Below are 24,980 nucleotides of genomic sequence, written 5' to 3' on the forward strand. Positions count from 1 at the left end.
ATATTTTTGATTTTTATAAAATGAAGTGATTGTCAATAGGTATTTATATGTTTTTCTTTTTTTAAGTAGTATAAATCAATTGTTTACATTCTAAAAAATCACAAGATTTCAACGTAATTATCATGGTAATTTTAATAGAAAAAATTAATATTAATTAGAATAAGATAAAAAAGAAGGGAATGGTATGATAGAGAAAATAAAGACAAATAGTGGAATAGAAGTAATTTTTGATAGACTTGAAAGTATTTCTACCTGCTCAGTTGGAGTATTTGTAAAAACTGGTTCACGAGATGAAAGTGATACGGAGGAAGGAATTTCACATGTGCTAGAACATATGGTATTTAAAGGGACTCCTACTAGAAATTATTTTGAAATTTCTGAAGAAATTGATTATCTTGGGGCAAATGTGAATGCACATACGACTAAAGAAGAAACAGTTTTTTATATAAATGCCTTAACACAGTTTCTAGGAAAATCTGTGGATATTTTGTTTGACATTGTTACAAATTCTACAATTGATGAAAAGGAACTGGAAAAAGAAAAAGATGTAATTGTGGAAGAAATTAAGATGTATAAGGATTCGCCAGATGATCTAGTATTTGAAATGAATTATGCAGATAGTATAAACGGGCAGTATTCAAAACCTATTATTGGGACACAGGAAAGTGTAAAAGGCTTTACTGCTGATGAAATCAGAAAATATTACAAGGAAAGATACACAAAAGATAATATTTTAATTGTTGTTTCTGGAAATTTTGATAAAAATGAGATTATTCAAAAGATTGATCAGTATTTTTCAAAATTAGTCGATAAAAAGACTGATAGACGTGATAAAATAGATTTTTCATTTAATGCTGGAAAGAAAATAGTCACAAAGGATATAAACCAGGTTAATATCTGTATTTCACATGAAAATGAAGATTACAACAGTAAAAATAAAATATATACAGATATTTTAGCAAATATAATTGGTGGCTCAATGAGTTCCAGACTTTTTCAGGAAATTCGTGAGAAAAATGGACTTGCCTATTCTGTTTACACATATAATCAATATTATTTATCAGGAGGCTTGACATCGACATACATTGGAACGAATCTGGAAAATTATGAAAAGGCAATAGAAATAACACTTTCAGAGTTTAAAAAGTTACGTGAAAATGGAGTAACAGAGGATGAACTTCAGAAGGCAAAAAATAAATATATGAGCAGGATTGCATTTGCAATGGAAAATCCACGTTCAAGAATGGGAATTTTGGGAAATTATTATATTAGAAAAAATGAAATTCTAGATTCTGAAAAGATGAAAAATGAAGTCAATGCAGTAAAACTTGAGGATGTAAATAATTTTGCAAAAACTAAATATTTGACGGAAAATATTACAGTTTTGGGGAATATTAAATAAAAATAAGAAAATAGGAGAAAAAAATGTTTCAAAGTCAAAAATTAATTGATCGAATGAAAAATAGTATTTTTCGGATGGATAAAATGATTTTATTAATAGTATACGCTCTTGTAACAATCAGTACAGTATTTGTGTATAGTGCGACAAGACAAAACGGAATGGTTATAAAAAATATTTTGTGGATTGGGATAGGTTCAGTATTATTATTTATTTTGGCATCTATTGATTATAAAATTGTAAAAAGATATATTTGGCATATTTATGGAATTGGTGCGACTTTATTATTAATTGTACGATTTGCTGGGAAAAAAACTTTAGGAGCACAGCGTTGGATTTCAATAGGACCATTTCAATTACAGCCATCTGAATTTGTAAAAGTATCAATTATTATTATTATAGCTTACTGGATTGCAACAAAATATAAAAATGGAATTAATAATCTAACAGAGATTGTGGGAGCAATTTTACCCTCATTACCACTTATTTTATTAATTTTGATACAGCCTGATTTGGGAACAACATTAATAATAGTTTGTGCATTTGTATTTATGATTTTTTTGTATGGTGCAAATATGAAACCAATTTGGATAATAACAATAGTAGTTATGTTGTCAGTTTATCCAGTTTATAGGTTTGTACTGAGTGATTATCAGAGAACACGGGTAGAAACATTTTTACATCCTGAAACTGATAGAAAAGGAAGCGGATGGCATGTAATACAGTCAAAAATTTCAGTTGGAGCAGGAGGAGTATTAGGAAAGGGGGTTTTACAAGGAAGTCAAAGTAGATTAGAATTTTTACCAGAAGCACAGACAGATTTTATTTTTTCAGTATTATCTGAAGAATTGGGATTTGTAGGGTCTTCACTGGTATTATTGCTTTATTTTGGACTAATTTACGAAATAATGCGAATAGCTCGGATTATTAGAGATGACTTTGGAAAACTCATACTCTATGGACTTGCAGGAGTAATATTCATGCATGTAATTGTAAATGTTGGGATGACAATCGGACTTGTACCTGTTACAGGGAAACCTCTATTGTTTATGAGTTATGGTGGAAGTTCCTTTTTGGCATCGTTTATAATGATAGGAATAATTGAAAGTATAAAACTTCATAGTGATTAAAACAGGAGAGAATTTTTGGAAAAGAAAGAAGTTAAGCAAGTTATTGTAGATTCTGAGCTGGAAGGAATGCGGCTAGACAGATATTTGAGGAAAAATTTTAAGGATGAATCGCTTAGCAGAATTTTTGGAGCAATAAGAGCTGGAGATGTTAAAGTAAATGGAAAAAAATCAAAAGAAAATTACAGGCTTTTATTAGAAGATAAAATTACTGTAAAAAATTTATTTCAAAATAATTATGAAAAGTCACAAAAAACTAAAAATAAAGTAAAAAAATTAGAAATACAAAAAAATGAGATTGAAAAATATAAAAAAATGATTATTTTTGAAAATCAAGATTTTTTTATTGTAAATAAAAGCGAAAAAGTGCCAATGCACAAGGGGACTGGTCATAAATATGGACTTGCCGAAGTTTTTAAAGAAATTTATAAAAATGAAAACATTAATTTTGCAAATAGATTAGATTTTGAAACATCAGGACTTGTCATAGGTTGTAAAAATTTGAAGTTTTTGAGGTATATTTCTAAGAAAATTAGAGAAAATGAAGTTCATAAAAAATATTTTGCAGTTGTTCATAATATAAATAAAGAAAATCAAGATTTTAATTTGAAAAATTTTACAATTGAAAATTATTTGACAACAACAGAAAATAAGGTAGCAGTTTCAAAAAATCCTGTTTCAAAGGAATCAAAACAAAGTATTACACATTTTAAACAAATTAATTTTGATAAATTAAAAAATTCAAAACAAATATTAAATTTATTGGGAAAAAATAGTAAAAATGCAACTCTTCTAGATATTGAGCTGGTAACAGGGCGAAAACATCAGATACGGGTTCAAATCGCAGATCAAGGTTTTCCAATTATTGGAGATAAAAAATATGGTATAAAAGACGGAAGTGACAGATTTTTTCTTTGTTGTTACTTTCTTTCTTTTGATAATTACAAGTTTTCAATTTTTGATAAAGCATTTTTTTAAAAAAATATATACAAACAAAGTTGTTTCTAATAAACATGAGGTATTATATAAAGTATTGTAACATCTGTTATTTAATTTTAAACACGAGGTGAAGAAAATGGGATTATTTTCAAGTAGAAAATCGAAAAATAAATATGTAACACTAACATCTAAATCAAAATTGACAGTTGATGTTGTAGATGATAACAAGTGGAAAAAATGTAATCAATGTAACGAGATTATTTATAACGAGGATTTAAAAAATAATTTGAATGTATGTCCAAAATGTGGGAATTATTTCAGATTAACGGCATTTGAAAGAATTGAACTCTTAATTGATGAAGGAACATTTATGGAAAAGGATATGACACTCAATTCAAAAAATATATTAAATTTTCCTGAATATGAAGAAAAACTTGAAGTTGCACGTGAAAAAAGCCGAATGTTGGATGGAGTAATCAGTGGAACTGGAACAATAAATGGAATAGAAGTAAGTATTGCAGCAATGGAATTTAATTTTATGGGTGGAAGTATGGGTTCTGTTGTTGGTGAGCGAATTACAAGGGCTTTGGAAAGAGGGCTTAAAAATAAAATACCAGTTGTGATTGTTTCAAGTTCTGGTGGAGCTAGAATGCAGGAAGGAATTTTGTCACTTATGCAGATGGCCAAAACTTCTGGAGCAGTAAAAAAATTAAATGAAGCAGGAATACCTTTTATTTCGGTTCCAGTTGATCCAACTACTGGAGGAGTAACTGCCTCTTTTGCAATGCTTGGAGACGTAATTATAACAGAACCAAATACTTTGATTGCCTTTGCAGGACCTAGAGTTATTGAGCAAACTGTAAATCAGAAGTTGCCAAAGGGCTTTCAAAGAGCAGAATTTTTGTTGGAACACGGAATGATTGACATAATTTCAGAAAGAAAAGATTTGAAAACAACGATTTATAGAGTATTGGAAAAATTAGTGTAAATTTAAAATTTTTTCAAATGAAAGGATAAAAATTATGAGTATAAAAGATGAAATTAAGGAATTGGAAGACAATATAGCCGAGTTAAAAAGATTTTCAGCTGAAAGAAGCATTGATTTCTCTGCTCAAATAACAGAACTGGAAAAAAATCTAGAAGATAAATACAAAGATTTTGAAGAAAATGAAATGGATGCTTGGAACAGAATTCAAATTTCAAGAAATCCTAAAAGACCGTATACTTTAGATTATATAAACGAATTAACACAGGATTTTGTAGAACTTCATGGAGATAGGCTTTCAAAAGATGACAATGCCGTTGTAGGTGGACTTGCGACAATTGACGGGTACAAAATAATGATAATTGGACAGCAAAAAGGAAGGGATATTGATTCAAATATTTACAGAAACTTTGGAATGGCCAGTCCTGAAGGATATAGAAAAGCATTAAGATTAATGAGGATGGCAGAACGTTTTAAATTGCCAATTTTAACTTTGATTGATACGGCTGGAGCATATCCTGGAATAGAAGCAGAAGAAAAAGGACAAGGAGAAGCCATCGCTAAAAATCTATCAGAAATGTTTGGTTTTCGAGTACCAATTGTATCAGTAGTAATTGGTGAAGGTGGAAGTGGAGGAGCATTGGGAATAGGTGTGGCAGATTCAATTTTAATGCTTGAAAACAGTGTATATTCTGTTATTTCTCCAGAAGGATGTGCCTCAATTTTGTTTAATGATTCAACAAAAGCTCCAGAAGCTGCAAAAAGTTTGAAAATGGATGCAATTAGTTTAAAAAGTCTAGGAATAATAGATGAAATTATAAAAGAGCCATTAGGTGGTGCTCATAGAAATTTTGAAGAGACCGCTCAAACCTTGAAAGAAGCTGTTTTAAAGGAATTTAGGAGAATAGATAAATTTTCACTTCGTGAGTTATTAAGAAGAAGATACGAAAAATATAGAAATATGGGAGATTTCTTTGAAGAAATTGAAGATTAGAAATAATTATTTTGGTAAGACAAGAATTAACTTGTCTTATTTTTTTGTATAAATTTATAGATATAAAGTATTGTTTTTGAGAAAAAATGGGGTATACTATTAGAGTATCAAGAAAGAAATTTATAAAATATTATGAATAGTTAATTTAGGAGGTAATAAAATGGCAATTATGAAAGCTGCGAGATGGCATAACAGAAAAGATGTAAGAGTGGAAGAAGTCGAAGTTCCTGAAATTACGAAAGAAAATCAAATTAAAATTGCAGTGAAATATGCTGGGATTTGTGGAAGTGATTTACACGAATATTTAGGAGGACCAATATTTATTCCAGCAAATGCTCCGCATCCATATACAAATGAAAAAGCCCCTATCACAATGGGACACGAATTTTGTGGAGAAGTTGTGGAAATAGGAAGTGGAATTACAAAATTCAAAGTAGGAGACAAAGTTACAGTTGAACCAATTTTAGCAAAAAATGGCTTAATTGGAAAATATAATTTGGATCCTAACTTGAATTTTATTGGACTTGCTGGTGGAGGAGGAGGATTCTCTGAATTTGTAGTTGTAAATGAGGATCAGGCTCATAAATTACCAGATGAAATTGATTATGAACAGGGAGCATTGACAGAACCTGCAGCAGTAGCAGTTTATGCAGTTAGACAAAGCAAATTTAATACAGGAGATACAGCAGCAGTATTTGGTTGCGGACCAATCGGGCTTCTTATCATCGATGCATTGAGAGCATCTGGAGCAACAGAAATTTATGCTGTGGAAGTTTCACCTGAAAGACAGGAAATAGCTAAAAAATTAGGAGCAATAATAGTAGATCCTACAAAAGTGAATGCAGTTGAATTTATAAAAGAAAAAACAAATGGCGGAGTAAACGTTTCTTATGAAGTTACAGGAGTTCCCGCTGTATTACAGCAATCTTTAGAAGCGGCTGAAAAAGACGGAGAATTGATGGTTGTAAGTATCTGGGAAACAGAAGCACCGATTCAGCCTAACGAAGTGGTAATTCAAGAAAGAACAATAAAAGGAGTTATCGCATACCGTGATGTATTCCCTAAAACATTAGAATTAATGAAGCAAGGATACTTCTCAAAAGATTTATTAGTAACAAAAAGAATTAAACTAGAAGACATTGTAAGTGAAGGATTTGAAGCACTTGTAAAAGAAAAAAGTCAAGTTAAAATTTTAGTATCACCTAAATAATTAATAAAACAGAGGGCTATCTTAATATGGATAGCCCTTTTATAATAGAATTTCTATAATTTAGAGATTTTATTGAATTATTTTGTAATTTTATACATTTCTTTATAATTTTTCAACTTTTCATCAAGTTCAGCAATTCCCCATTTTCCATTATCCTTTTCCAAGTAAATTGTTGTTTTCATAGAAGCATACTTATCGGTTTTTTGGAAGGCTTGTTTCATTGAACTAAACATTTTTGTTATTATTTTATCAAAGATTTCGTCTTCTGAGAAATTATTTAGATTTTTCATTTCTTTTTCGTTTAGAAAGTTGTTATTCATTAATTCTGAATATTTTTGTAAATTTGTTGTTACATCTGGCGTTTTTATATTTAATGTTACTTCAACAATATCATTTGTAACATATCTTATCTTTTCAACGTCAATTTTGTTTTTATCCATTATATAATCAAACATATCATTATATAATTCGTTCATTTTTTTCTGAAATTTAAGAGAATTTTTTTGACTTATTGCGGGTAATTGAATTTGTTCATCCAACATTCTGGAAATCATAGATTTCATCCCAACTGATACTGCTCGTTTAATTGAATCATAATCCCTTTTAGCCGCAATCTCAATTTCACTGTTATTTTTTGTAATTTCCTGCTGTGATAAAGTAACGCCTTTCTTTAGAACAACTTTGTAATTAGCTGAGAATAGCTGAATTGAAAGTGTTAGTAGTAGAAAAGTTAGTAATTTTTTCATAGGTAATCAACTCCTTTGGTAGTTTTGTTTATGAATTTATTTTAACATATTTTTTAAGTTTTTACTATTTTTTATAAAATAAAATATTTTAGATTTTTATACATATCCTAACCAAAATAATTAAATAACTCAAAAAATAGAAATTTATTTATGTATAAAGAAATAATAAATGAAAAAATTTTTTGTTTGACTTATATTTTCCCACATTGTATAATAAAATATATTTGAAAAAATGAAGAGACTAAAAATACTGCTTCATAAGAAATTGATACGGAAAAGAGGTTAAAATTTATGGAAAACGCTATGAAAAGCTTTGGAGAAAATGTCTTTAGGGACAGTAATTTGAAAAAAAGAGTTTCCAAGGCTGTTTTTAAAGAGTTTAAGGCGTCGCAACTGGGGGAAACTGAATTGTCGAAAGAAACTGCTGAAGTTATTGCAAACGCTATTAAAGATTGGGCGACTAAAAGAGGTGCTACTCACTACTGTCACTGGTTTCAGCCATTGAATGACTTGACAGCGGAAAAGCATGATTCATTTTTGGAACCTACTGAAAATGAGGAACTTATTTACAAGTTTTCTGGAAAAAATTTGATAAAAGGCGAATCTGATGCATCTTCATTTCCGAATGGAGGACTTCGTAGTACATTTGAAGCAAGAGGTTATACAATCTGGGATACAAGTTCATATCCATTTATAAGAGAAAATAAAAATGGAGTTACATTGTATATTCCCACAGCCTTTATTTCATTTACTGGTGAAGCGTTGGACAAAAAAGTGCCTTTATTAAGATCAATGAAATATATAAGTGGACAAGCATTAAGAGTTTTGCGTGCTTTTGGAAATAAAACTTCTAATCATGTATTTAATACTTTGGGAGTAGAGCAGGAATATTTTCTTGTTAAAAAAGATATGTTTGAAGCAAGAGATGATTTGTTACTTACAGGAAGAACGTTATTTGGAGCTTCTGCACCTAAAGGGCAGGAATTAAGCGATCACTATTATGGAAAAATTAAAGAAAAAGTAATAAACTTTATGAGTGATGTTGACGTTGAATTATGGAAATTAGGCATTCCATCAAAAACAAGACATAATGAAGTGGCTCCAAATCAGTTTGAAGTAGCACCATTATTTTCAGTAGCAAACTTGGCATCGGATCAAAATCAGATAATAATGGAAACTATTGAAAAAACAGCGTTAAGACACGATTTAGTAGCATTGCTTCACGAAAAACCGTTTGCAGGGGTAAATGGTTCAGGTAAACATAATAACTGGTCACTAGGAACAGATGATGGTAAAAATCTTTTCAGTCCTGGAAAAGATATGAAATCAAATACTCAATTTTTAATTTTTGTGGCTGCGGTAATTGAAGCTGTTGACAGATATTACCCGATGTTAAGATATGCGACTGCAACTGCTACAAATGATCACAGACTTGGTGGACATGAAGCACCACCTGCAATTATTTCAGTTTTCTTAGGTGATGAATTGACAACAGTTTTAAGCAATATTGCATATAAAAAAGATGCACCTGTGTCAGAATCATCAAAAGTAAACTTGTCAGTTGATGTATTACCTACATTTAGTATGGATGCTGGAGATAGAAATAGAACTTCTCCGTTTGCATTTACTGGAAATAAATTTGAATTTAGAATGCCAGGATCAAGTTCGACACCTGCAACTTCTGCGGCTGTAATAAATGCAATGGTAGGAAAAGTGCTGTCTGAATATGCAGATAAACTTGAAAAAGCAACTGAAAAATCATTCCCGAAAGTGGCAAATGAGATTATTGCTAATGCATATAAAAAACATCATAGAATAATTTTTAATGGAAATGGATACAGTGAAGAGTGGGCAAAAGAAGCTAAAAAACGTGGACTTACAAACGAAGTGGCTTCAAATACAGCACTTAGAAAAATGATAGACAAAGATGTGCTTAAACTAACTCAGGAAATTGGAATGCTTTCTGAACAGGAATCTATTGCAAGATACAATGCTTATGCAGACAGATATGTAACTCAGTTAAGCATAGAGTCAAGAACATTGATTGACATTGCGAACAAAAATATCTTGCCATCAGGATTAAAATATGCAAATTTATTAGCTGATCATATTGAAAAAAATTCAAAATACGGGAAAGCGTTCATAAAGGAGCAGGAAGAAATCTTAAAAGATGTATTAGCAAATATTACAAGCTTGAGAAAAGGAGTAAAATCACTTGAAAAAGAAATTAATCGAGTAAGAAATGAAAAAGATTTAGGAAAACAGACAGATTTGGCAAAAGAAAAATTGGTAACAGGACTTGAGGCATTACGAATTCCTTGTGATAATTTGGAAAAAGTTATTGATCAAGAATATTGGAGTTTCCCAACTTACACGGATTTATTATTTAAGTTATAGTATTGATAAAAGTGCAGGGGCTTTAAAAGTCCTTGCTTTGTTTGTTTGAAATAATATTTTTGAAGTAAATTGTGGAAAAATCAAATTTAAAAGTTATGGGATTATTAGGTTTGATTGTGAAAAAAATGGAGTATAGTAGAGAAAGGAATGTTAAAAAATGATTTTTTTGAAATCACTGGGAAGTATTTTCCCTATTATTGTTATGATTGCGGTTGGATATATTTTGAAAAAAAGGCACTGGTTTCACCATACGTTTAGTGAAAATGTTTCAAAACTTATTACAAATGTGGCTTTGCCTTGCTCAATATTTTATTCAGTTTTGAAATATTTGAATATGGATGCCTTGAAGGAAGTGTCAAATCGTCTAATTTTTACATTTGCTTCAGTTATTATTGGATATTTGGCTGCTTTTTTTGTGATAAAGATGGTAAAAATGAGAGATGGACGACGTGGTATCTTTTATAATGCTGTGGTAAATGCAAATACTATATTTATTGGGCTTCCGTTAAATATGGCACTTTTTGGAGAAGCCGCTTCAAAATATTATTTGATGTATTACATTACAAATACTGTGTCAATCTGGACATTGGGATACATGCTTTTATCAGGAGATTCGATTGACGGTAATAAAGATGGAAAAGGTGGATTTAATTTAAAAAAATTATTATCTCCTCCACTTATTGCTTTTGTGATAGCCTTTGCTGTACTTTTGTCAGGCATAAGAGTGATAACTCCAATTGTAGAAACTACCAAATATCTTGGAAGTGTTGTAACTCCTCTTGCGTTGCTGTATATAGGAATAGTGCTAGCAGATGCAGGGCTTCACAGTATTCGGTTTGATTTGGATACAAATTTGGCTTTACTTGGAAGATTTGTATTTTCGTCAATTGTCATGATAGTATTATTAAAAATTGCTGGACATTTTGTGCAGTTGAATGAACTGGAAATAAAGACATTTGTGATACAGTCGGCAGCACCAGTCTTTGCAGCATTGCCAATTTTGGCTAATGAAACTAATGGGGATATTGGATATTCTACCAATGTAGTTACAACAAGTACAATTTTATTTATATTAGTAGTACCTATTTTGATGAGTATTTTAAATATTATACATATATAATTTTGGAAAATCATTAATTTGATTTTCTTTTTTACGTAAAAACTTGATTTTTGAGTTTGCTTTTAAAGAGGTTTTAATATATGTCTTGAAATTAATAAAAAAATATGGTAAACTTTTATTAGTGATATATGTTAATAAAAATAAAAGGTAAAATAAAACTTATAAACATAATAATAAAATATTTTTCACAAAGTTTTAAAATCTAAAACTATGTATTTTAAAACTTAATTATAAGGATATTTTTATAAAATATTTATATTAAATGAAATTGTAAACATTGGGAGGAAACGTGAAAAAATTAATCATATTAATTATTTTATTGGTGTCGGGTATTTCATTTTCAAAAACTTGTAATTGGATAAAAGATCCGAATATATATGTAACTAAGGAAATTGAACTTATAGGTCGTTCACGTTTGACAGGAAATATTTATTGCGATGTAGAACGTGATTTTATGACTTATTATGTTGGGCTAGATAATTTGGAAGTTGGATTAGTTTACAATATACGTGAAAGAAGAGAATTGACATATGAGAATATTTTTAAAATATTAATTGATTTTGAAAATGATATTGCAAAACTGATTCCTACAAATATTCCAAAAAAAGATGAAAAGAAAAAACCAAGATATTATACTTTCAGACTTTATGCTTATGATGCAACTAAAAAAGATACTTTTATGCTATTTAAATATATTTTAGACACAAATAAGATTGACGGGGACTGGAAAACATATTATAATAATGAAATTTTCTCCAAAACAAGCGAGAAAATGCGAAAAACATTGAAGGATAGCGGATATAATCCTACTGAAGATATTGTGTATTAATTAAGGGGAAAAATGGAATTAATTTTAGAAGAAGATATTGTATATAGAACAAAAATAAACGATTTTGGCGTGGAGCCGGTTAACAAAAGAATTATAACAACTGGAGAAAAGCTGATATATTTTAATAAAAATAAATTTGAAAAGGAAAGCGGCGGAAAAGTAAAAAACTGCGAAATTATAAAATATATAAAAGAAAAAAACCAGTTATTTGTTTCAAGTATGTTTTTTGTTTCGACTCCTAATGGTAAAGTTTATAAATGTGATGGAAATAAAAAGAAAATAGTTGAACTTGTATTTGATACAAATGATAACATAAAAGTAATGAATTTCATAACAAGCGGCAGGATTGTCTATATTGAAAAAAATTGTCTATTTTCCTATGATGTTGACACAGAGGAACTTATTTCTACAAAGTTGACAAGAACTAGAAAAAATGGAAATTACAAAATTTTCACAAGTGGAGAAAACGTTATAATCAAATTTAGGGAAGACTATAAACATATAAATACAATAAATATTTTTGAAAATAAATTAAAAAAAATATTTGAAGTAAAAACGGAAAATAATCACACTTACTCAAAAATAGTTGGACTTCAATATTTTGCAGGAACAGAAGATGGTGAAATAGAAATATGGAACATTTTGGATCAAGAGCTTTATAATTCGATAAAAATTTCTGACAGAAAAATAACGTACATTGAAGAATTTGAAGGGAAATATTTTATTGGTTTGGAAAGTGGAGAATTGGTAATTACAGATAGTAAATTTCATATTTTAAAACAGGAAAAAGTATTGAAGGAAGGAATTGTAAAAATTTGTGTAATTGAAGATGAAATTTATGTTATGGGGTGTGGAAATAGGATAGTTAAGTATAGGATAGCTTTATAAAAAGATATTTTATTTATTAATCACAGTTATTAATTTAGCTGTGATTTTTTTTGAAAATTCATTTTACAATTTTAATTGTAAAAATTGTGTATAAATGTTATAATTTGGCGAAAAAATAAGTCAAAAAAATAATTAAAAATATATAGAAAAATAAATAATTTTTAAGACTATCAAAATAAGATTTTAAAATCAAATCTAAATCATAAATTTATCTGTATTTAAAAGAGTTTTAAAAATATGAAAGAAATTGATGGAAAAGGAGAGGAAGTGATGAATGAGTTGGAAAATAATAAAATTAAGCTATATGGATTCAATAATCTAACAAAGACATTAAGTTTTAATATTTATGATATTTGCTATGCGGAAACAGAGAGGGAGCAGAAGGACTATATTGCGTATATTGACGAACAGTATAATTCAGAAAGGCTTACAAAAATACTTATTCGTGTGGCAGAAATGATAGGAGCACAAGTTTTGAATATATCAAAGCAGGATTATGAGCCACAGGGAGCCTCTGTAAATGTTTTGATTGCAGAAGAAAGAATAAGTCCTGAGAACATTGATAAATCTTGTAATCAAGGGAAACCATTCTTTGAGGAAATTGGGATAGATAGCCAGAGCATGAAAAAGGGAAATACAAGTCAAGACACCGACACAGTTCACGCTCATTTGGATAAAAGCCATATAACGGTGCATACTTTCCCGGAATACCATCCAGATAATTCAATTTCCACTTTTAGAGTGGATATTGATATTGCAACTTGTGGGGAAATTTCGCCATTAAATACGTTAAACTATCTGATAGACAGCTTTGATTCGGATATAATTACGATTGATTACAGAATACGTGGATTTACAAGAGATATTTCAGGAAAGAAATTTTTTACAGATCACAATATAACTTCTATTCAAGATTATATTGAGCTAGAAAAGTTAAAAATTTACGATGCTATAGATGTAAATGTGTATCAGTCAAATATTTTTCATACAAAAATGCTTATAAAGGAAATCAGATTACAAAATTATCTATTCAATCAAGATGTTTATGAAATTGCACCTAAAAAAAGGCTGGAAATTACAGATAGACTTAGGAAGGAAATGATTGAAATTTATAGCGGAATGAATATTTATTAAGAATATTTTATACGTAAATTAAATATCAAAAAAATATTTTTTATATTTTGGTTTCTAAAGTATTTTGATTAATAATAGTTTTTCTCTTATTTTTATTTATATTAATTTTTTTAAAGCAGAGGTATCAAACGCCATACCTCTGCACTCCCGCTTCTCGAATTTCAATTTTACAGCAAAAGACAAAACTCGCTTTTAATAAAAGTTATTTTAATTTCATAAGGTTGTTATTTAATTCAAATATAACAGAAAAGCTCAAACAAGTTGCCTTTTACTGAAAAATTAAAATCTCGGAAATTTATGAAAAATTTTTTAATTATATTCATGAAAATAATGAGTAAAATAATTGTTATAATTGAATCAGAAATGTCGTGATTTTTTGGAAATAAAAATTACTAAACACATTTGTGTGTTTCTTTCGCAATAATCTTTATAATAAATTTATTTTGTAAAGTTTTATCAATTTTTATTTGTGAAAGTGAGCGAAGCGAGTTTAATTTTTGTTTTCAAAAAATGCTTAGACGAGCGGGCATTAGTGCGTAGAACTTTCTCCAAAATCTTCAGATATTATAATTTGAAGAAATTGAAATAACTAATATTGCGAAATAAAAGGGAATGGCGATTATTCCCCTTTGCTTTTAAGAAAAAGAAAAAACATATAAATTACAAAAAAATAGTTACTAATAAAAATGTAAATGTACTTGTCTAAATGTTTAATAAAAAATTTTGGGATTTAAAATTATAAATAAATTAAAAAATATGAAAGGAGTTGAAGAAATGGGGAAAAATATTGATAAAGATAGACAAAATAAGACTGTTCTTTTTGATGCTTTAAAAAATCATCTTTCTAACAGGGTTGTGAGATTTGATGTGCCAGGGCATAAGGGAGGGCGTGGAAATAAGGAGTTTCGGGATTTTATTGGGCTGGATGCAATGCAGATGGATGTTAATTCGATGAAGCCGCTTGATAATTTATGCCATCCAACTTCGGTTATAAAAGAGGCTCAGGATATAGCGGCAGAGGCTTTTGGGGCAAAAGAGGCTTATTTTATGGTAAGCGGGACGACTGGGGCTGTACAGGCTATGATTATGGCAACTTGCAAGGCTGGAGATAAAATCATTATTCCAAGAAATGTGCATAGAAGTGCTATTAATGCACTGGTAATTTGTGGAGCGATACCAGTTTATATTAATCCCGGACTTAACAAGAAATTGGGAATATCACTTGGAATGTCGATTAATGATGTGAAAAAGGCAATTCAGGAAAATCCTGATGCAAAAGCAATACTAGTGAATAATCCCACTTATTACGGAATTTGTTCAGATTTGAAATCTATTGTAAAGCTGGCACATGAAAATGATATGTTTGTGTTAGTTGACGAGGCACACGGAGCACATTTTTACTTTGATGAAAATTTACCAATTTCAGCGATGGAAGCTGGAGCAGATATGGCGGCAATCAGTATGCATAAGACAGGCGGTTCTTTAACACAAAGTTCGATTTTGTTAAGTGGTGAGAGAATAAACGCTGATTATGTTCGGCAAGTTATAAACTTGACTCAAACAACAAGTGCATCGTATTTACTTATGACTTCGCTTGATGTGGCAAGGAAAAATTTGGCGATAAATGGAAGAGAACTTTTTGAAAAGACAGTTAAATTTGCAGAATATACCAGAAATGAAATTAATAAACTAGGCGGATATTATGCGTATGGGAAAGAATTGATTGACGGGGATTCAGTTTATGACTTTGATACGACAAAATTATCTGTGTATACAAAGGATATTGGACTTGCGGGAATTGAAGTTTATGATATTTTGAGGGATGATTATGAAATTCAGATTGAATTTGGAGATTTAGGAAATATTTTGGCAATAATTTCAGCGGGGGACAGAGGTTTGGAAATAGAGCGGCTAATTTCTTCGCTTGCTGAAATTAAAAGGCTTTATTCAAAAGATTCTACAGGAATGTTTGATCACGAGTACATAAATCCTGATGTTGTGCTTCCACCACAAAAAGCCTTTTATTCAGAAAAAGAAATGATTCCCATAAAGGAAAGTGCTGGTAAAATAAGTGGGGAATTTGTTATGGCTTATCCGCCAGGGATACCGATATTAGCACCGGGGGAGCGAATTACTGAGGAAATTATAAGCTATATTGAATATGCGAAAGAAAAGGGCTGTTTGCTTACAGGAACTGAAGATATGCATGTTGAGAAGATAAATGTTGTTTTAGAGTGAAAATTTTTGACGTAAAAACGCAGATAGTGTCTGCGAAATTCCAATTAAAATAAATGAAAGAAGGAAACAAAAATGGCTGACAGCAGATTTTTGAAATTTTTTAATTATATTTTGCTAGTTGAAGGAAGCTACTCTAATGATAAGAATGATAAAGGCGGGGAAACAAAATATGGCATTACTAAGGAGCGAGCCAGAGAATGTGGATACAAAGGTAGTATGAAAGATTTAACAAAAGCAATGGCACAAAAAATTTATGAAGAAAAATATTATAAGGCTAGAAAATTGGATCAAGTAAAAAATGATAAAGTGGCACTAAGCATATTTGATTTTTCAGTAAATGCTGGGAGATATGGAATTAAAAAGGCTCAGGAGGCTGTGAACAAGGTTTATGGTAAAAATGTAATTAGTGTAGATGGAGCGGTTGGGCCTATGACATTAAAATATTTAAACGAAGTTAATCCAGCTAAATTTTTGATGGCTTATCATAATTTACAGCGTGAATATTACAAGTCTCTTGCTAAAAATAATGTAACTCAGAATGATTTTCTAGCTGGATGGCTGAACAGAGTTAAGGTTAAGGAAAATTATTTGAGAAATGTTTAATGAGTGTAAGAAATAGAATAAAATTATAAACAATGGAAAAGTTGAGGAATTTATAAAAAAATTTTAAAGTACAAAATATTGGAAATAAAAGGTTAGATATTAAAAAAAGGTAATACAAATTGAAAGGAGTGTAGCAGATGGAATTATGGTACACAGAAGAACATACGAAAAATGTTCGTTTTTCTATAAAGATTGATAAGCAGTTAGTTAGTGCAAAAAGTGATTTTCAGAGAATTGATATTTTTGAGTCGCCAGAATTTGGGCGATTTTTGACATTGGATGGATTTATGATGCTGACAGAAAAGGATGAGTTTATTTACCATGAGATGATAACTCACGTTCCCATGGCTGTAAATCCTAAGGCTAAGAAAATATTGGTAATCGGTGCTGGAGATGGAGGTACTGTTCGTGAACTTGTAAAGTATGAACATATTGAGAGAATTGATATGGTGGAAATTGACAAGATGGTTGTCGATATTTGTCGAGAATACTTGCCTAAGACGGCAAATAAATTGGATAATGAAAGGGTACATATTTATTATGAGGATGGACTAAAATTCGTACGTTCAAAAACTGATGAATATGATATTGTAATTGTGGATTCGACAGATCCGTTTGGGCCTGGAGAAGATTTATTTACAAGAGAATTTTATGGAAACTGCTTTAATGCACTAAAAGAGGACGGAATTCTTGTGAATCAGCACGAAAGCCCATATTATGAGGCAGATGCTAAAGCAACGGCAAGAGCAAACAAACAATTAAGTGCGGTTTTCCCATTTGCGACAGTTTATCAGCTGCATATACCGACGTATCCATCAGGACATTGGCTATTTGGTTTTGCTTCAAAAAAATACAATCCTGTAAAGGACTTGAAGGCTGATGAATGGAATAAGTTTGGGATAGAAACAAGATATTATAATACAGAATTGCATAAAGGGGCTTTTGCTTTGCCAAATTATGTGAAAGATTTAATAAAATAATTTAGAATAAAAACTAGAAGGAGAAGTTATATGAGAAATAAAAATATACATACATTTATAGGATGTGACAATGAATATAATGAGAGCAAAATTGCTATTTTTGGAGCACCATTTGATAGCACAACTTCGTTTAGACCAGGGACTAGATTTGCTTCAGCAGTTATGAGAAATGAGAGTTTTGGGATAGAAACTTATAGCCCTTATCAAGATAAGGATTTGGAGGATATTAAGGTTTTTGATGGAGGAGATTTGGAACTTTCGTTTGGAAATTCGGAAAGTACATTGAAGGATATTCAGGATGAAACAGCCAAAATTTTGAAGGATGGGAAAATTCCGTTTATGATTGGTGGAGAGCATTCTGTTACGTTGGGAGCTGTTAGAGCAGTTGCTGAAAAATATCCAGATTTGCACATTATCCAGTTTGACGCACATACAGACTTGAGAGATGAGTATTTAGGGCAGTATTATTCGCATGCTTCTGTAATTAGAAGATGTTGGGACATTGTTGGAGATGACAGAATTTTTCAGTTTGGAATAAGAAGTGGCGAAAGAGATGAATGGAAATTTGCAAAGGAACATCTTCATACAACAAAATTTAATTTTGATGGACTTGATGAAGTTGTAGAAAAATTAAAAGGGAAGCCTGTGTATTTTACATTGGATCTAGATGTACTTGATCCATCGGAATTTCCTGGAACTGGAACGCCTGAAGCTGGAGGAGTTACTTTTGTGGAACTTCATAAGGCAATAGAAAAAATTTCGCAGTTAAATATTGTTGGGCTTGATATGAACGAATTATCGCCTGTATATGATCAGTCTGGGCAATCTACGGCACTAGCTTGCAAACTGCTTAGAGAAATTTTGCTGTTTATTTATAAATAGATTTATTTTAAGGAAAAGTGTTTATATATAAATGATACAGATACTTTTTTGAATATTATAATTGTATAATATATTGCAAAAAACTGACAGAATATATTTATAAAAAATTTGCGAGTTTTGAGGTGTTTTTACAATGATTAACAAACTAAAAGAATTAGAGAATCTTGAGAATAAGTATAATGAAATTGGGAGAATAAATTCGGAGATAGAATCAATAATTGCAAATATAAAAAATGAGGCTGGAATAAGCAGGGAAAAAGAACTTTTGGAAGATAATGAAAGGCTGGCGAAGGATTTAAAGGCATTTCATGAAAAGATGAAAGTTAAGGAAGAGGAAATTGGAAGGCTTAAAAATAGTAATGCAGTACTTATTGAGGAATTGAAGGAAGCGAGAAAAATTAGGAGAAATGGTGAGATTGATAAGTTTCAGAATATTTTGGCTGAGAAGATGAATGTGGAATTGGAAAGTGGAGTGACTAGAAGACTTTCTAATTATGCAGAGAAAATGAAGAGAAAAGTCAAAATGCTGGAAAGAAATCTTTCTCACGAATTTTCAGATGAAGCTGATTCTTTAAGAGATGAACTTAAAAAAATTAATGAAAAAATTGGTCATTTTTTAGAGAAAAGTAATAGGAAAACTTTTGAAAATAAGGTATTTCTTCAAGAGGAATCTTCGGTTTTTCATAATAAAATAAAAGAAGAAACGGCTTTGAAGGAAGGGGAGTTTCTTTTTGAAAGAGAGAAAAAAAGATTTGTATTTGAAAAACTTATTGGTTTGAAGGGTTTTAACTTTTTAGGGATAATATCAATCTTTTTGGGAGTTTTTTTGGTATTTCGGACACAGTTTGTAAAAATTTTGGCAAATAATTATGTAAAAAGTTCGGCTTCGTATTTGCTTGGGATGTTTTTTCTTTTTACTGGAGAAAAATTTTATCAGAAAAATAAAAAGCATTTTGCAGTTGGGCTGATTGGCGGTGGAATTGGGATTCTTTATTTGACTACGCTTCTTTCTACACTTTATCTCAAACTTTATCCAATGACAGCGGGACTTTTTATATCAGTAATACTGACAGGGCTGGTTGTGATTCTTTCATTGCGATATGATAGCCAGATAATCGGAGTATTGTCGCTAATTGGTGGATATTTGCCTTACGGAGCCTATATTTGGGTGAATAAGAGCAATGTCCAGATTTATTATGTTTTGGCATATTCTTTGATTTTGCAGGGAATTGTGCTTGGAGTTTCTTGGAAAAAAGACTGGATATACAGCAAGATTTTTGGATTTGTTACAGGTGTAGTGAATATGACGGGGCTAGTTTATTATTTAAATTACAGTATTCACGACAAGATTACGGCATTTTTCTATATCGTAATTTTCACAACAGCATACAGTTTCATTTTCCTAAATTCTCACAAGAAAGAAAACCGTCAAAGCAACATAATCGACTATATATTTCTAAGTTTAAATCTAATTATAAAATTTTCATTGATTTACAGCCTGTTTGACAAGGCAACGCCAAGTTGGCTAAAAGCAATATTAGTTGGAACAGTCGGAATAATTTACGGATTTTTTGGCGACAGGCTCAAGGACAACAAAGTTGCAAAAATCTTTTATATCGTGGCATTAGGAAGTTTTATCCTAATTATTCCGTTAATTGTGCCAGAAAAATTTGTTGTGGTTGCATGGGGTGCTGAAACTGCACTATTATATTTCTTTTATAGAAAATATAAAAATAAAGAAATGCGATATGGAACGATTGCGATTTATCTAGTTTCACTGGTAAGTAATTTGATTGTGCGGGAAGAAAAATATTTACTTGTGTATATTCAGGATTTGATGATAATATTATTTTCATTTGTGCTTTATTTCCTGATAAAACAAAAAAGCTACAAGACGGAAGTTAGGATTTTAAATGGAATATTTAAATATCTGATTTTTGCATATTCAATATTTTTTATAAATAAAGTTGTTTTTGATGTTGTTACTTCATTTGAAACTATAAATTATGGTAAAGATGTATTGTTTGGCGTATTATTTTCACTTTTTATTTTAAGAACGGTAACGTATAAAATAAAGAAATTGCAGGATAGTTTTAGCTTGAGATTTTTAGTAATAATTGAAATAATTTATTTACTATTCATAAATATGATTAATTTTATCTTATATATTTCTGGTTGGAGCTGGAATATACAAGAAGAGAAAATTCCAATAAGTTATCTGCTATCTTTAATTTTATTAATTTTTGTAAATCTTTATTTGTTTATTGTGGCTAAAAATGATATTCATTTATGCTTTTTCAAAAAAAATGAGAAAAAGCCGTTGTGGATACTGGGAGAATCAATATATTTCCTTTGTGTAGCAAATATTATTTTACGAATATATGAACATTCAGGTGTATTAATTTTAGGAGCTGGATTGGCTTTGGATATAGTTGGACTGCTATTGTGCGGATACTTAGTTTGGAAAGGGTTTAAAGTGCCAAATAGGAATGTTAGAAGAATTGGGCTTGGGATAGGAATATTTTTTGTGGCAAAAAGTTTTTTATGGGATTTCTTACGATTTGATAATTCCTATAAGTTGATTGCTTACTTTAGTATGGGGGCTATTTTGATTGGAACTTCTTATATTTATCAGACGGCTTTGAAGAAGTTGGAACAGGAAGTGAAAGAGAGTTTGAGTGGCACGGATTTTGGGGAAGGTGAGAAAGATGAAGAAAATAAATAAAATAATATTGTTTTTATTTTTATTGACAATTGTTCAACTTTTTTCCAGCCAGTATTTTAAAACTATAAAAATAACAGGAAAGTCGGCATACAAGCAATTTTTTTTGACAGAGGATATTTATGAGAACAGTAAAAATAATCTTGGAGATATACGGATAATTGATAAAAATGGGAAGGAAGTTCCTTATGTTATCGAAACTAAAAAAGAGCAGGAAAAGCACAGTGAAAAAATTGTGGCAAGGGCAAAAATAGCTGAAGTATTGACGAAAAAGGATAAAATGGAATTTATTGTGAAATTTAATTCCGACAGTTCGTTAAAGGATATAATTGGAAACAGGCTCGAGCTGATTCCTTCCAAAAATTTTTACACCGAGTATACTTTGCTTGGAAGTAATAACGGTACAGATTGGGAACAGGTAACTTCAGGAGAAATTTATAAGACACCTGATAAGTCAAACTTTACAATCGAATTTTCAGAAAAAAGATATGAATTTTATAAAATTGTAACGCCGTTAGATAAAGGAAATATCTTTAGTGAAGCAATTTTGAAATTGTCAAATAATGAGGCTGGAAAACTTAAAACTGTAGGGACAAAATTGGATTATAAGATTGAGCAGGAAGGAAAAAGTACAATTTTGAAAATCAAGAGCAAGTTTTTGCCATTAAAAAATATTGTTCTAGATGTAAATGATGAGTTTCAGAGAAATTATACTGTGAGAAGTGGAGATAATTTTTATGTGGAAGGCATAATTTCTAAAGTTGGGGAAAAGTCAAATTTGATAATAAATTTAGAAAATGTTCCAAAATTGTCTGAAATAATCGTTGAAATACAGAATGGAGATAATTCACCGCTCAAAATAAATGGAGTAACAGGAAACTATGTTCCAGACAGAATTGTGTTTAGGGCGACAGAAGGGGAAGATTATAAAATAACCTTTGGAGATGAAAGTTTAGATAAGCCTGAGTACGATATTGCGGAATTTGCTGATTCAATAAAAGAACGGGATGAAGTTTTTGTAGGAACATTGGAAAAGGCAGATGTAAAGAAAGTTTCAAAGCCAAGAGATTACACGGTTTATTATAATGTTTTTATAGGGATGGTTGTGGTAATATTAATTGGATTTATGGTAAATAAAATAAATAAAAATAAAAAATAGAAGAGGAGAATGAATTATGAGTATTGTATTTATTTTAATAGGAATTTTGGTAGTTTTGGTTGTAATTGGAATGGGGATTTATAATAAATATATTAGACTAAAAAATCTGAATGAGGAAGGTTGGAGTGGAATAGGTGTATATTTGCAAAAAAGGCTGGATTTGATACCAAATCTTGTTAATACTGTTAAAGGTTATGCAACACATGAAAAGGAAACGCTAGAAAATGTAGTAAAATTGAGAAGTCAAATGATGTCGATTGATACAAAGGATATTGATAATATTGAAAAAATTCAAAAGCTTGAGAATGAAATGACAAAAACGTTAAGATCGATAATGATGTTACAGGAAAACTATCCAGACTTGAAGGCAAATGAAAACTTTTTGAGCCTGCAATCTCAACTAACTCAAATAGAAACAGAAATTCAAAGTTCAAGAAAATATTACAATGGAACAGCAAGAGACAGAAATACTTTCGTGGAAACTTTTCCGAATAATATTTTTGGTGGAATTTTTGGATTTAAAAAAGCTGAGTTCTTTAATGCTGTGGAAGGAGCAGAAAAAGCTCCAGAAGTTAAGTTTTAATTTTTTTAGTAAATTTTTTAGAAGAGGGCTTATTATGAAGAGTTTTAGCAACCGAAAATTAAACAGTATTTTTTCAATAATGTTTGTATTTTTTACATTATTTTTCTTAAGTGCGAAATCATTAATTGCTGAAAAAATAACGAATTATGAAGTTACAGTTCAGATGAATAAAAATGGGACTTTGACAGTAAATGAAGTGATTGACTATGAATTTGACGGTGCGGCAAAGCACGGGATTTATAGGGATATTCCATTACGTTCAAAGAAAAACGGCGTGGATATTTACAAATCTTATATAAAAATGAATTCAATAAAGAGAAACGGTATTTCTGAAGAATACTCTACGAAACTTTTTGATGAAGGTATTAGATATAGGGTTGGTTCTGCAGACAGATTTGTGGAAAATGGCGTAAATAGATACGAATTCAATTATGTGATTTATAATGCAGTGTTTGAAAAAAATGGAATTTATCAGGTTTACTTTAATGCAATTGGTCAATTTTGGCAAGTTCCTATTGAAAAAGCTACGGTAAATATAAAATTTGCAAATGGAGAACCTGTTTTAAAAAATGAAATTAGGCAATTAGATATTTTTACAGGTGAATATGGACAAAGTGGGAAAGATTATATTACAAATTTGAATAATGGAACTGTTGAAATTAAAACAAATAAGGTTTTAGAGGCATATAATGGATTAAGTTTTCGTCTGAATTTAAAAACAGATAATATAAGCCCAACATTTTGGGATAAATTACAGACACTTTATTATGCTCATCCTTTAATTGCTGTAGGACCGATTATAATAATAATTCTAGCAATTTATGGATTTGTAACGTGGTATATATTTGGAAGAGATGTGGATAAAAAGGCAATTGTTCCTGAATTTAACATACCAAAGGATATTTCTGCCATGTATGCGGCTTACATCAATGGAGAAAGGGAGCCAAAAGAAATATTGACAATCGGAGTGCTTTCATTGCTTTCTAAAGGTTATGTTGAAGCTAATGACGAAGAAGGTAATGGAAGAAATGTAGAATATACATTGTCTGACAGTAGAAAAAGCAAACCTGAATTAGCAGAAGAAGAAAAGATTGTTTTTAATGCTCTTTCTGATAATGGATATATATTTAAAAAAGAAAGAAGTCTTTACGACGCTTCAAATAAAATATTAAAATCATTTGAAAGAGAGTATAAAAAGAAAGTTTACAAGGATAATAACATTTTTAATATTGTCTTTATTGTCGGTATGATTATAGTTTTTATGATTTCGTCAACTGCAAGCGGCGGAACGGCAGGTATTTCTGATGGCATTTCCGGAGCAGTTTCTCTAGTTATGGTTGCTATTTTCTTTGGAATAGTATTAAATACGATTTTTTCAATTATCAATAATATTTATGGAAATAATAGTAAATTTTTAAAAATTATTAAGTGGATAGCAGTATTATTCTTTTCATTAATATATGGAGTTTTAAATTTCATTATAATTGGAATAATTATGGCAATGTATGCTGTTTATTCAAAAATAATTGGAAGATATACTGTTGATGGAATGAGAAAAAAAGAATACTTGGATGGCATGAAAATGTACATAAAGACTGCTGAAGCAAATCAGATTATGAAATTTAATGATGTAGATGAGCTGGTAGCTTATTTTAAAGGGATATTGCCTTATGCGGTAGCTCTTGGTGTAAAGAATGAAGTAGTAAAACTTATGAAGAATACAATAAAACTTTATGATTTTGATGAAAGTACATATTCTTACATAAATAGAGGAGTACATTTTAATTCATACAATAATTTCTTTTTATCAGATATGATTTCAAGAGGTTATAACAATGCATACAATGAAATAGCAGAAGAAAGATTTAGCACTTTGAGAGAAAACTCTAGAAATTCGAGCGGAAGCGGTTTTGGCGGAGGCGGATTCTCAAGTGGTGGAGGCTTCTCTGGCGGAGGTTCCGGCGGGGGAGGTGGAGGAAGCTGGTAGAAATACTGGCTTTTTACGATTTTTACATAAATTTTAAATTTGTATAATTGTTAAAGTT

Annotated in this window: 20 protein-coding genes; 19 read left to right on the plus strand and 1 reads right to left on the minus strand. The window is 30.2% G+C overall.

The genetic code is table 11. The features are described 5' to 3' along the window. The first annotated feature begins 184 nt into the window (after nt 1-184). The 6 genes from QU666_RS02885 to QU666_RS02910 all read left to right on the plus strand — a co-directional run bounded on the left by QU666_RS02885 (nt 185) and on the right by QU666_RS02910 (nt 6,654). Nucleotides 185-1,402 (plus strand): pitrilysin family protein, encoded by a 1,218-nt coding sequence (locus tag QU666_RS02885; protein WP_021769514.1) that lies wholly within the window; start codon nt 185-187, stop codon nt 1,400-1,402. Between the two features lie 23 nt (nt 1,403-1,425). Continuing rightward, nucleotides 1,426-2,529: a rod shape-determining protein RodA gene (gene rodA / locus QU666_RS02890; protein WP_021769513.1), complete on the plus strand. Its 1,104-nt coding sequence runs from the start codon at nt 1,426-1,428 to the stop codon at nt 2,527-2,529. 15 nt (nt 2,530-2,544) lie between these two features. Then, a complete protein-coding gene (locus tag QU666_RS02895; protein ID WP_021769512.1) occupies nt 2,545-3,504 on the plus strand; it encodes an RluA family pseudouridine synthase in 960 nt (319 codons plus the stop codon). A gap of 97 nt (nt 3,505-3,601) precedes the next feature. Further along, entirely contained in the window at nt 3,602-4,453 is an 852-nt protein-coding gene (gene accD, locus QU666_RS02900; protein ID WP_021769511.1) for an acetyl-CoA carboxylase, carboxyltransferase subunit beta, read from the plus strand. Between the two features lie 34 nt (nt 4,454-4,487). Then, a complete protein-coding gene (locus QU666_RS02905; protein WP_021769510.1) occupies nt 4,488-5,444 on the plus strand; it encodes an acetyl-CoA carboxylase carboxyltransferase subunit alpha in 957 nt (318 codons plus the stop codon). Nucleotides 5,445-5,604: 160 nt separating this feature from the next. Continuing rightward, a complete protein-coding gene (locus tag QU666_RS02910; protein WP_021769509.1) occupies nt 5,605-6,654 on the plus strand; it encodes a 2,3-butanediol dehydrogenase in 1,050 nt (349 codons plus the stop codon). Nucleotides 6,655-6,731: 77 nt separating this feature from the next. Here QU666_RS02910 and QU666_RS02915 read toward each other — a convergent pair whose 3' ends face one another. Further along, nucleotides 6,732-7,400: a hypothetical protein gene (locus QU666_RS02915; RefSeq protein WP_021769508.1), complete on the minus strand. Its 669-nt coding sequence runs from the start codon at nt 7,398-7,400 to the stop codon at nt 6,732-6,734. A gap of 291 nt (nt 7,401-7,691) precedes the next feature. Here QU666_RS02915 and QU666_RS02920 point away from each other — a divergent pair, with 291 nt between their 5' ends. The 13 genes from QU666_RS02920 to QU666_RS02980 all read left to right on the plus strand — a co-directional run bounded on the left by QU666_RS02920 (nt 7,692) and on the right by QU666_RS02980 (nt 24,922). After that, entirely contained in the window at nt 7,692-9,797 is a 2,106-nt protein-coding gene (locus tag QU666_RS02920) for a glutamine synthetase III (RefSeq protein ID WP_021769507.1), read from the plus strand. 157 nt (nt 9,798-9,954) lie between these two features. Beyond that, on the plus strand, nt 9,955-10,917 hold the full coding sequence (locus QU666_RS02925) for an AEC family transporter (protein WP_021769506.1): 963 nt from the start codon (nt 9,955-9,957) through the stop codon (nt 10,915-10,917). A 289-nt stretch (nt 10,918-11,206) separates the two neighbouring features. Beyond that, nucleotides 11,207-11,746 carry a hypothetical protein gene (locus tag QU666_RS02930; RefSeq protein WP_036071185.1) on the plus strand — a complete coding sequence of 180 codons (540 nt, stop codon included), beginning with the start codon at nt 11,207-11,209 and terminating at the stop codon, nt 11,744-11,746. A 12-nt stretch (nt 11,747-11,758) separates the two neighbouring features. Beyond that, on the plus strand, nt 11,759-12,634 hold the full coding sequence (locus QU666_RS02935; RefSeq protein WP_021769504.1) for a hypothetical protein: 876 nt from the start codon (nt 11,759-11,761) through the stop codon (nt 12,632-12,634). Nucleotides 12,635-12,904: 270 nt separating this feature from the next. Next, nucleotides 12,905-13,768: an adenosylmethionine decarboxylase gene (gene speD / locus QU666_RS02940; protein WP_036069950.1), complete on the plus strand. Its 864-nt coding sequence runs from the start codon at nt 12,905-12,907 to the stop codon at nt 13,766-13,768. 774 nt (nt 13,769-14,542) lie between these two features. Then, nucleotides 14,543-16,006 (plus strand): aminotransferase class I/II-fold pyridoxal phosphate-dependent enzyme, encoded by a 1,464-nt coding sequence (locus QU666_RS02945; protein ID WP_036069938.1) that lies wholly within the window; start codon nt 14,543-14,545, stop codon nt 16,004-16,006. 72 nt (nt 16,007-16,078) lie between these two features. Then, on the plus strand, nt 16,079-16,609 hold the full coding sequence (locus tag QU666_RS02950) for a glycoside hydrolase family 108 protein (protein WP_021768387.1): 531 nt from the start codon (nt 16,079-16,081) through the stop codon (nt 16,607-16,609). A 137-nt stretch (nt 16,610-16,746) separates the two neighbouring features. Then, nucleotides 16,747-17,589, plus strand: a complete 843-nt coding sequence (gene speE / locus QU666_RS02955; protein WP_021768386.1) for a polyamine aminopropyltransferase — start codon at nt 16,747-16,749, stop codon at nt 17,587-17,589. A gap of 30 nt (nt 17,590-17,619) precedes the next feature. Beyond that, on the plus strand, nt 17,620-18,471 hold the full coding sequence (speB, locus tag QU666_RS02960) for an agmatinase (RefSeq protein ID WP_021768385.1): 852 nt from the start codon (nt 17,620-17,622) through the stop codon (nt 18,469-18,471). 133 nt (nt 18,472-18,604) lie between these two features. Beyond that, the gene (locus QU666_RS02965) at nt 18,605-21,196 is read left to right on the plus strand and encodes a DUF2339 domain-containing protein (RefSeq protein WP_021768384.1); all 2,592 of its coding nucleotides are present in this window, start codon (nt 18,605-18,607) and stop codon (nt 21,194-21,196) included. Next, a complete protein-coding gene (locus tag QU666_RS02970) occupies nt 21,180-22,352 on the plus strand; it encodes a hypothetical protein (RefSeq protein WP_021768383.1) in 1,173 nt (390 codons plus the stop codon). Before QU666_RS02965 ends, QU666_RS02970 begins: the two co-directional genes overlap by 17 nt. Nucleotides 22,353-22,368: 16 nt before the next feature. Next, nucleotides 22,369-22,935, plus strand: coding sequence for a LemA family protein (locus QU666_RS02975; RefSeq protein WP_021768382.1), 567 nt, complete (start codon nt 22,369-22,371; stop codon nt 22,933-22,935). Nucleotides 22,936-22,969: 34 nt separating this feature from the next. Beyond that, nucleotides 22,970-24,922, plus strand: coding sequence for a DUF2207 domain-containing protein (locus QU666_RS02980; RefSeq protein WP_036069936.1), 1,953 nt, complete (start codon nt 22,970-22,972; stop codon nt 24,920-24,922). Nucleotides 24,923-24,980 lie beyond the last annotated feature (58 nt).

This window comes from Leptotrichia sp. HMT-225 (genome assembly GCF_030644325.1).
Taxonomy (GTDB): domain Bacteria; phylum Fusobacteriota; class Fusobacteriia; order Fusobacteriales; family Leptotrichiaceae; genus Leptotrichia; species Leptotrichia massiliensis.